Here is an 8,960-nt window from a genome sequence, read left to right on the forward strand (position 1 = left end):
GGCTCGGTGGCCGGTGTCGCGGCTGCTGGCGCAGGCGTGGACGGGGCGGCCTGCTCCGCGGCCGACGTGCGCTTCCCGAACAGTCGCTTCAACCACTTCACGGCGCCTGCCTCCTAGCGAATGGCGGTCTCCGGCTGAGTCACGATCACCGATGTGGCGAGAAGAATAGGGCAACGGGTGATCGGCCTTGTTCCCGGCGTCACTCTGGGCGCATCGCGCGGTTACCGAGTCAGCCGACCGGGCGGAATCCGACCCGTTCGGCGTCCGCCGGGCTCTTGAACCACACCTCGGCCACTGTGCGGCCGAACTGCGGCGACTCCGGCGTGCAGTAGCGCAACGCGCTCACGCTGGCCTTGATCGTGTACTCCGGCGACGGTGACGCGCCGCCCGGCAACGGCATGGCCGAGCCGGGTCCGAACGGGCCGTGGCCGTTGCCCTCCCGCATCCGGTGCGGGGGCGGGGGCACCGCGGGCGCGTCGCCGGCGGGCACGATCGGCTCGAACAGCGAGCGGGTCGGCTCGGCGCTGGCGGCCGCGGTCTCGCCGGCGGTTCCCCCCGCGTCGGCCACGGACTCGGCCGGCGAGGTGGTCTGGACCCCGAACGGCGTGCGGCGCTGCGGCTTGCTGGGCACGCGCTTGGGTAATGGGCTCTTGGCAGGCTTGGCGTGGACGGTGACCCCCGGCATGATCTCGGGGTCCTCAGCCCCCCGTCGGCTGTGATCGCCGGCGGCGGAACGCCGCCCGCGGGTGGAGACCACCTCGGTCTGCGCCTCGGTGGTCTGGGCGGGCATGACCTCGGTCTGGCCGTGCCCGCCGTGCGCCGGAGCCGTCCCCGTCGGCTCGGGCTCCGGCGTCAGCAGCGAGGTTACCTCCGCCGCGGCGAACGGGTCGTCGTGTTGGCTCGGCGCGTCGACCGGCTCGGCCTCGACGGTCTGCTCGGCCTGCTGGTGGGCGGGCTCGCGGTCCTCGAACGAACGGTCCCCGAACGAACGGCGCCCGGGCCGGCGGTGCTCAAGCCCGCGGTGCCCGGGCGCGCGGTGCTCCGGCTCGTCGGCGAGGTCGTCCACGAGCGCGTCGGCGGGCTCGTCGGCCAGCGCGTGCGCGGCCTCGGCCTTGCCGGCCTCGTCGATCTGCCGGATCACCTCGCCCGGGATCGGGCGGGTGCGCTGGGTGAAGACCGTGCCGCCGTCGTCGTCCGGATCGTCGCCGTCGTCGTCGACCAGGCGGCCGTCGATCTCGCCCGGCGCCGGGGTGGCGCCCTCCGCGTCGCCGCCCTCGGCCGGGTTGTCGAACCAGCCGCGGTTGTCCTGCTCGGCCGGCACCTCCGGCGGCGCCTCGAGCGCCGAGCCCAGCGAGCCGGAGCCGACGTTGAGGTACTGGGTGGCCGCGGCGTGCGGGCCGTCCGCGAGCTCGGTGTCGGTGTCGGTCTCCGGGGGCGCGACGAGCCCGCCGCCGATGAGGTCGCTGCGCATGCCGGCCGGCTCGGGCACCGAGCGCATCCGGCCCGCCGACCGTTCCGCCGGAGTGTCGGGCAGCGCGTAGGCCCGGGTGAGCGGCTCGGCCGCGTCGTCGTCGCGGGTGGCCCGGGCCAGGGCACGGCGGACCTCGAGCTCCTCGTCGTCGAGCTGGCGACGGCGGGGCTCATACCGCTCGGGCTGCCGGCGGGCACGCGCGGCCAGCTCGGACTCGAGCTCACCGACCCGTCTGCGGGCCGGAAGAGCCACCAGCGCCCAGCAGAGCAGGGCTCCGAGCAGGAAGGCCAGCGAACTCCACAACCAGACCTGCCCAAAGATCGGCATGGGTTTTACTCCCTCCGCGCGCCGCGTCGACGCATGCAAGCGGTGCTCAGGCTACTGCGGCCGGTGTGGCGACCGGCACCAGCCGGTCGGTTCGGCGACCCCGGCACTGAGTGACCACTGTGCCGTTGCTCACCGGGTACGAGCTACCACGTAGCGTGCCAGCATGTCCAGTGCCTCCCGCGCGGGGCACTCGGGCAGCGACACCAGCTCGGCGCGCGCGCGGTCGGCGTACTCGGTGAGCGTGCGAACGGCCTGCTCGAGGCCGGGCGACTTCCTGAGCAGCGTCAACGCCTCGTCGACGAGGTCGTCGTCGGTGACGGGGGCGGCGAGCAGCTCGCGCAGTCTGGGGTCGGGTTCGCCGCCGGTGTACTCCGGTGACAGGGCGTAGAGCATCGGCAGGGTGAGGACGCCCTCGCGAAGGTCGGTGCCCGGGGTCTTGCCGGACTCGTCGGCGGGTGAGGCGATGTCGATGATGTCGTCGGAGATCTGGAACGCGGTGCCGATCAGCTCGCCGAAGCGGTGCAGGGCCTCGACGTGCTCGGCCGGGGCGCCGGAGAACATCCCGCCGTAGCGGCCCGCGGTGGCGATGAGCGAGCCGGTCTTCTGCCCGATGACCGCGAGGTAGTGCACGACGGGGTCGTCGCCGTCGAGCGGGCCGACGGTCTCCCGCATCTGCCCGGTCACCAGCTCCCCCATGGTCTCGGCGATGATCCGCGCCGCGGAGCTGCCGAGGTCGGCGACGAGCGCGGAGGCGTGCGCGAAGAGGAAGTCGCCGGTGAGGATGGCGATGGTGTTGTCCCAGCGCGCGTTGACGCTGGCCTCGCCGCGCCGCATGGTGGCCTCGTCCATGACGTCGTCGTGGTAGAGCGTGGCGAGGTGCACGAGCTCCACGGCGGCCGCGGCGGTGATGACGTCGTCGGTGACCCGCCCGGAGACGGCGGCGGAGAGCAGGGTGAAGAGCGGGCGGAAGCGTTTGCCACCGGCCTTGACCAGATGCGTGGCCGCTTCGTCGACGAACTGCACGTCACTGCGCACGATGGTGCGCAGCAGCTCCTCGACCTTGACCATCCCATTGCCCACGGCGTCGACGAGCTCGGGATCGGCCCGGTCGAGCCCGAGCGAGGCAGGCAGCCGCGGCACGGCTGGATCGGCTGTCACGTCGGCATCGCTCCCCACTCGACTTCCTGGGTTCTCAGCCTAATATCCAGCGCTTTCAGCCACGCCACGAGAGCCGCTCCGGGTGGCGATGCTCACCCGGAGCGACGCGAAGCGAGCAGCACAAGAGGCTCGCTCCAGACGGCGGCGCGGTACGAGGGGCTTGTTCCTGACGAAGCAGCGCCCCGGCCGACGAACCAGACGCCAGCAGCGACAACCCTCACTGCAGGGCGAAATTCCCCGCGTTCGCCCAGTCGAGCGCGAACGCCGGAATCAGCCCCAGCAGCAGCGTGACCACGACCCCCAACGTGATGGCCGCCGTCGTGAACGCCCCAGGCACCGTGACCGTAGGCCCGTCCGGCGCCGGCTCGCTGAAGTACATCAGCACGATCACCCGCAGGTAGAAGAACGCCGCCACCGCGGACGCGACCAGGGCGATGACCACCAGCGGCGCCATCCCGTCCGACAAGGCCGCCGAGAACACGACGAACTTGCCGATGAACCCGGACGTCAACGGGATACCGGCCAGCGCCAGCAGGAGGAACGTGAAGACGCCGGCCACCAAGGGCGACCGCTTGGCCAGGCCGGCCCACTGCGACAGGTGCGACGCCTCGCCGTCCGCGTCGCGCACCAGGGAGATCACGCCGAACGTGGCTATCGTCGTGAAGCCGTAGGCCAGCAGGTAGAACAGCGTCGACGAGACGCCCTGCGGCGTGAGCACGATCGCGCCGATCAGCAGGAAGCCCGCGTGCGCCACCGAGGAGTACGCGATCATCCGCTTGATGTCGGTCTGCGTGAGGCCCAGTACCGCGCCGATGACCATCGACACGATCGCGACCCCCCACAGCACGCCGCGCCACTCCCAGCTCGTCGACTCCAGGCCGACCGACAGCACGCGCAGGATCCCGCCGAACGCCGCGACCTTCGTGCACGCCGCCATGAACGCGGTGATCGGCGTCGGCGCGCCCTGGTAGACATCCGGCGTCCACGCGTGGAACGGGCCGACCGAGCCCTTGAACAGCAGGCCGACGATCAGCAGCGCCATGCCACCGAAGAGCAGCGTGTCCGACCGGTCCGAGCCGGCCGCCGCGTTGGCGATGTCGGCCAGCCGCACCGAACCCGCGTAGCCGTACAGCAGCGCGAGGCCGTAGAGGAAGAACGCCGAGGCGAACGCGCCAAGGAGGAAGTACTTGACCGCCGCCTCCTGGGACAGCAGCCGGCGCCGCCGGGCGAGACCGCACATGATGTACAGCGGCAGGCTCAGCACCTCGAGCGCCACGAACATCGTCAGCAGGTCGTTCGCCGAGCAGAACACCATCATGCCGCCGAGCGCGAACAGCGTCAGCGGGAAGACCTCGGTCTGCATCTGGTACCGCGCCGCGTCCCGCCGGTTCGGGTGCGCGCCGAGCCGCTGCTCGCGGTCCTGCACGGTGCCCGGCCGGATCGCCGCCTGCGCCACGAACGCGCCGCCCGGCTCGACCGAGCGGTCCGCGATCATCAGCACCGCGCCGAGCGCGAGCGCCAGCAGCGTGCCCCACAGGAACAGGGCCGGCCGGTCGACCGCGATCGTGCCGCCCAGGGTCACCTCACCCTGGGCGGGCGCGTTGGTGACGTACACGGTGAGCGCGAGGCCCGCGCCGACCAGCGCCAGCAGCGTGAGGAACACCTGCGCCGACCAGCGCTGGTGTCGCGGCAGGAACGCCTCGAGCAGCACGCCGACGCAGGCCGCGCCGAGGATGATCAACACCGGCAGGATCGCCGGGTAGTCGATCGGTGTCAGCGTCTCCTTCGCCGGCGCGTTCTGGGCGAGCGTGACCACAGAAGCCAGTGCGGACAACTCAGTTGCCTCCGTCCGGGAACACAGAGCTCAGGGTGGCCTCGACCGTCGGGGTGATCACGTCGAGCACCGGCGCCGGGTAGAACCCGATGCCCACCACCAGCACCAGCAGCGGGGCGAGCACGAGCTTCTCCCGGCCGGTCAGGTCGCGGACCGCCTTGCGGGCCCCCACCTCGGGCGCGACCATCGTCGTGGTGCCGGCGCCGCCCGCGCTCGTGCCGCCGGCAGAGCCCGGGAGCAGCTCCTCGTCGAGCAGCGCGCTGCCGCGCACCGGCCCGTGGAACACCCGCTGGTAGAGCCACAGCACGTACAGCGCGGCGAGGATCATGCCGACGGTGGCGAGAATCGTGTAGACCGGCTCGTTGCCGTAGGAGCCGATCAGCACCAGGAACTCGCTGATGAACGAGTTGGTGCCGGGCAGCGACAGCGTCGACAGGCCGGCGATCAGGAACACGCCGGCGAGTACCGGGGTGAGCTTGGCCATCCCGCCGTAGTCCGCGATCAGCGTGGAGCCGCCGCGGGCGATGACCATGCCGATCACCAGGATCAGCATGCCGGTGGAGATCGAGTGGTTGACCATGTAGGACACCGCGCCGACCTCGGACTGCGTGGAGAACGCGAAGATCCCCAGCGCGATGAAGCCGAAGTGGGCGATCGAGACGTAGGCGATGAACCGCTTCATGTCCCGCTGCCCGGTGGCGAGCAGCGCCCCATAGAGGATGCCGGCGATCCCCATCACCAGGACCAGCGGCGCGAGGGTCTTGCTGGCGTCGGGGGTCATCGGCAGCAGGTAGCGCAGGAAGCCGAACGTGCCGACCTTGTCCAGGACGCCGACCAGCAGCACCGCGACGCCGATCGGCGCCTCGGCGGCCGCGTCCGGCAGCCAGGTGTGCAGCGGCACCAGCGGCGCCTTCACCGCGAACGCCAGGAAGAAGCCGAGGAAGATCCAGATCTGGTTCGACAGCGGCGCGTCGGAGACCACCCGCACCAGCGTGGCCCAGTCGAACGTGCCGGAGCCCAGCTTGTCGGTCGCCATCGAGTAGGCGCCGATCGCCGAGGCCAGCATGATCAGGCCGCCGAGGAAGGAGTACAGGAAGAACTTCACCGCGGCGTACTGCCTGCGCGGCCCGCCGTAGGAGCCGATCAGGAAGTACATCGGGATCAGCATGATCTCGAACAGCACGTAGAACACGAACACGTCGGTGGCCGCGAACACCCCGACGGTGATCGCCTGCTGCAGCAGGATCAGCGACAGGAACCCGCCGGCACTGCGCTCGGCGGGCAGCTTCTCCGCCCAGCCCGCGCCGATCACCAACGGCACCAGCAACCCGATCACCGCGATCATCACGAGCGCGATGCCGTCGATGCCGAACGACAGGTGCACGCCGAACGCCGGGATCCAGTCGACCGAGAAGGACTGCTGCAGCCGCGCGCCGGCCGGGTCGTAGGCGACCCAGGACGCGATCGCGACCGCGAACTCGACGATCGAGAAGCCGAGTGCCACCTGCTTGGCGAGCGTGTCGTTGTCCCGCAGGAAGGCCACCACGACGGCGCCCACGAGCGGGATCAGCAGGAGCGCGACGAGCAGGGCCGCACCGGAAGAGGAAGAGGTCATGCGTACCTCACCGCCAGGAATGCCACCAGGACGAGGATCGAGCCGCCGAGCATCGTGGCCGCGTAGGAGCGCACGAACCCGGTCTGCAGGCGGCGCAATCGGCCGGAACTGCCGCCGAGCGCGGCGGCGATGCCGTTCACCAGCCCGTCAACTCCCTTGTTGTCCACGTAGACCAGCGCGCGGGCGAGCCAGGTGCCCGGCCGGGCGACCAGTGTCTCGTTGAGCGCGTTTCCGTACAGGTCCTTGCGAGCCGCGCGGACCGGGAAGGACACCGGCTCCGGCTTGACCACCGGCACGTCGCGCCGGCCCACGACCAGGTAGGCGATCAGCACGCCGAGCAGCGACAGGCCGACGGTGAGCCACGGGATGAGGCTGTGGTCGAGGACCGTGTGCTGAACCTCCTCCAGCGGGCCGAGCGAGGGGCTCAGCCAGTCGGCCAGCCGGTGGCCGCTGGAGAAGAACCAGCCGGCGCCGACCGAGCCGATCGCCAGCACGACCATCGGCACCCACATGACCGGCGGCGACTCGTGCGGATGGAAGTCGCGCCCGTCGGCGGACTTGAGCTCCTTCCACCGCTGCTTGCCGAAGAACGTCATCAGCACCAGGCGGGTCATGTAGAACGCGGTGAGCCCCGCACCCAGCAGCGCCGCGCCGCCGAACACCCAGCCGCGCCAGCCGTCCTGGCCGAAGGCCGCCTCGATGATGGCGTCCTTGGAGAAGAAGCCGGAGAACGGCGGGATGCCGATCAGCGCGAGGTAGCCCAGCGCGAACGTGCCGAACGTCCACGGCATGATCCGCGCGAGCCCGCCGTACTTGCGCATGTCGACCTCGTCGTTCATGGCGTGCATGACCGACCCGGCGCCGAGGAAGAGTCCCGCCTTGAAGAAGCCGTGCGTGAGCAGGTGCATGATGCCGAGCGCGAACCCGACCGGGCCGAGGCCGACGGCGAGCATCATGTAGCCGATCTGGCTGACCGTGGAGTACGCGAGCACTTTCTTGATGTCGTCGTATGCGCAGCCGATGACCGACCCGATCAGCAGCGTGATCGTGCCGATGATCACCACGACCAGCCGGCCGTCCGCGCTCAGCGTGTAGATCGGGTTCGACCGGGCGACCAGGTACACGCCCGCGGTCACCATCGTCGCCGCGTGGATCAGGGCCGAGACCGGGGTCGGGCCCTCCATCGCGTCGGGCAACCACGACTGCAGCGGGAACTGGCCGGACTTGCCGCAGGCGCCGAGCAGGAGCAGCAGCGTCAGCGCGGTGATCGTGGCCGGCGAGAGCTGGTCGAGGTTGGCGAACACCTCGGTGTACTGGGTGGTGCCGAGCTCGGAGAACATGATGAAGATCGCGAGCGCCAGGCCGACGTCGCCGACCCGGTTCATCAGGAACGCCTTCTTGGCCGCGGTGGCCGCCGACGGGCGGTCGGTGTACCAGCCGATGAGCAGGTACGACGCGAGGCCCACGCCCTCCCAGCCGAGGTAGAGCGTCACGAACCCGTTGCCCAGCACCAGGATGAGCATCGCGGCGACGAACAGGTTGAAGTACCCGAAGAAGCGGCGCCGGTTGGGGTCGTCGGCCATGTAGCCGACCGAGTAGAGGTGGATCAGCGCGCCGACGCCGGTGATCAGCAGCACGAAGCTGATCGACAGCGGGTCGATGCGCAGCCCGAACTCGACCTGCAGCTGGTCGACGGGGATCCAGTCGAACAACGAGACGTTCTGGACCCGCTCGCTCGCCGCCAGGCCGGTGCTGGAGAAGAACAGCAGCAGGCCGTAGCCGAAGGACGCGATGACCGTGAGGCAGCCGAGCAGGTGGCCCCACGCGTCGGTGCGCTTGCCGCCGAGCAGCAGCACGGCCGCGCCGATCACCGGGAACAGGATCAGCAGCCATGCCGAGCCGGCCAGGCCGGACGCCTCGTGCACCTGCGCGTCGGCCAGTGCCGAGACGGCCGACGCGCCAACGGATGTGGTCACGCGAAGTTCTCCTCATGCTCGGGCAGGCGCGGCTCGAGCCCGCCCTGCGCGCGCCGTATCCGGACCACCGACGCCACGATCGCCGCGGCGGCCAGCAGTTCGAGAAGGATGACCGGCCACTCCGTGACCGGAGCGCCGTGGTCGCTGATGTCGAGCCATTCCGCCGCGACGAACACCAGACCGGCGCCGAACAGCACCGGCGTCGCCGGCGTCGCGCCGGAGCTCACCCCGGCCAGGTTCACTGTCACGACGCCGTCCTCAGTACTTCAGCAGGTTGGAATCGTCGACCGAGGCCGAGCGGCGGGTACGGAAGATCGACATGATGATCGCGAGGCCGACCACGACCTCGGCGGCGGCGACCACCATCACGAAGAAGGCCATGATCTGGCCGTCCAGCGAGCCGTTGATCCGGGCGAAGGTGACCAGCGACAGGTTCACCGCGTTCAGCATCAGCTCGATGCACATGAACACCACGATGGCGTTGCGCCGCACCAGGACCCCGACCGCGCCGATGGTGAACAGCAGCGCGGAGAGCAGCAGGTAGACGGTCGGGGTCACGATGACTCCCCTTCCCGGGTG

7 protein-coding genes are annotated in these 8,960 nt (G+C 70.6%); all 7 read right to left on the bottom strand.

What is annotated here, in order from left to right:
- Positions 1 to 229: 229 nt before the first annotated feature.
- On the bottom strand, positions 230 to 1,798 hold the full coding sequence (locus VGD70_RS35755) for a hypothetical protein (protein WP_331089402.1): 1,569 nt from the start codon (positions 1,796 to 1,798) through the stop codon (positions 230 to 232).
- 129 nt (positions 1,799 to 1,927) lie between these two features.
- Complete coding sequence (locus VGD70_RS35760) at positions 1,928 to 2,956, bottom strand: polyprenyl synthetase family protein (protein WP_331089403.1); 1,029 nt, start codon at positions 2,954 to 2,956, stop codon at positions 1,928 to 1,930.
- Between the two features lie 217 nt (positions 2,957 to 3,173).
- On the bottom strand, positions 3,174 to 4,772 hold the full coding sequence (gene nuoN / locus VGD70_RS35765; protein ID WP_331089404.1) for an NADH-quinone oxidoreductase subunit NuoN: 1,599 nt from the start codon (positions 4,770 to 4,772) through the stop codon (positions 3,174 to 3,176).
- A gap of 19 nt (positions 4,773 to 4,791) precedes the next feature.
- Positions 4,792 to 6,405 (bottom strand): NADH-quinone oxidoreductase subunit M, encoded by a 1,614-nt coding sequence (locus VGD70_RS35770; protein WP_331089406.1) that lies wholly within the window; start codon positions 6,403 to 6,405, stop codon positions 4,792 to 4,794.
- Positions 6,402 to 8,312 carry an NADH-quinone oxidoreductase subunit L gene (nuoL, locus tag VGD70_RS35775; RefSeq protein WP_331089410.1) on the bottom strand — a complete coding sequence of 637 codons (1,911 nt, stop codon included), beginning with the start codon at positions 8,310 to 8,312 and terminating at the stop codon, positions 6,402 to 6,404. Before nuoL ends, VGD70_RS35770 begins: the two co-directional genes overlap by 4 nt.
- Positions 8,313 to 8,377: 65 nt before the next feature.
- Positions 8,378 to 8,629, bottom strand: a complete 252-nt coding sequence (locus VGD70_RS35780) for a hypothetical protein (protein WP_331089408.1) — start codon at positions 8,627 to 8,629, stop codon at positions 8,378 to 8,380.
- 10 nt (positions 8,630 to 8,639) lie between these two features.
- The gene (gene nuoK, locus VGD70_RS35785; protein WP_331089412.1) at positions 8,640 to 8,939 is read right to left on the bottom strand and encodes an NADH-quinone oxidoreductase subunit NuoK; all 300 of its coding nucleotides are present in this window, start codon (positions 8,937 to 8,939) and stop codon (positions 8,640 to 8,642) included.
- Positions 8,940 to 8,960: the final 21 nt, after the last annotated feature.

It is taken from the genome of Actinophytocola sp. (genome assembly GCF_036402745.1).
GTDB lineage: Bacteria > Actinomycetota > Actinomycetes > Mycobacteriales > Pseudonocardiaceae > Actinophytocola.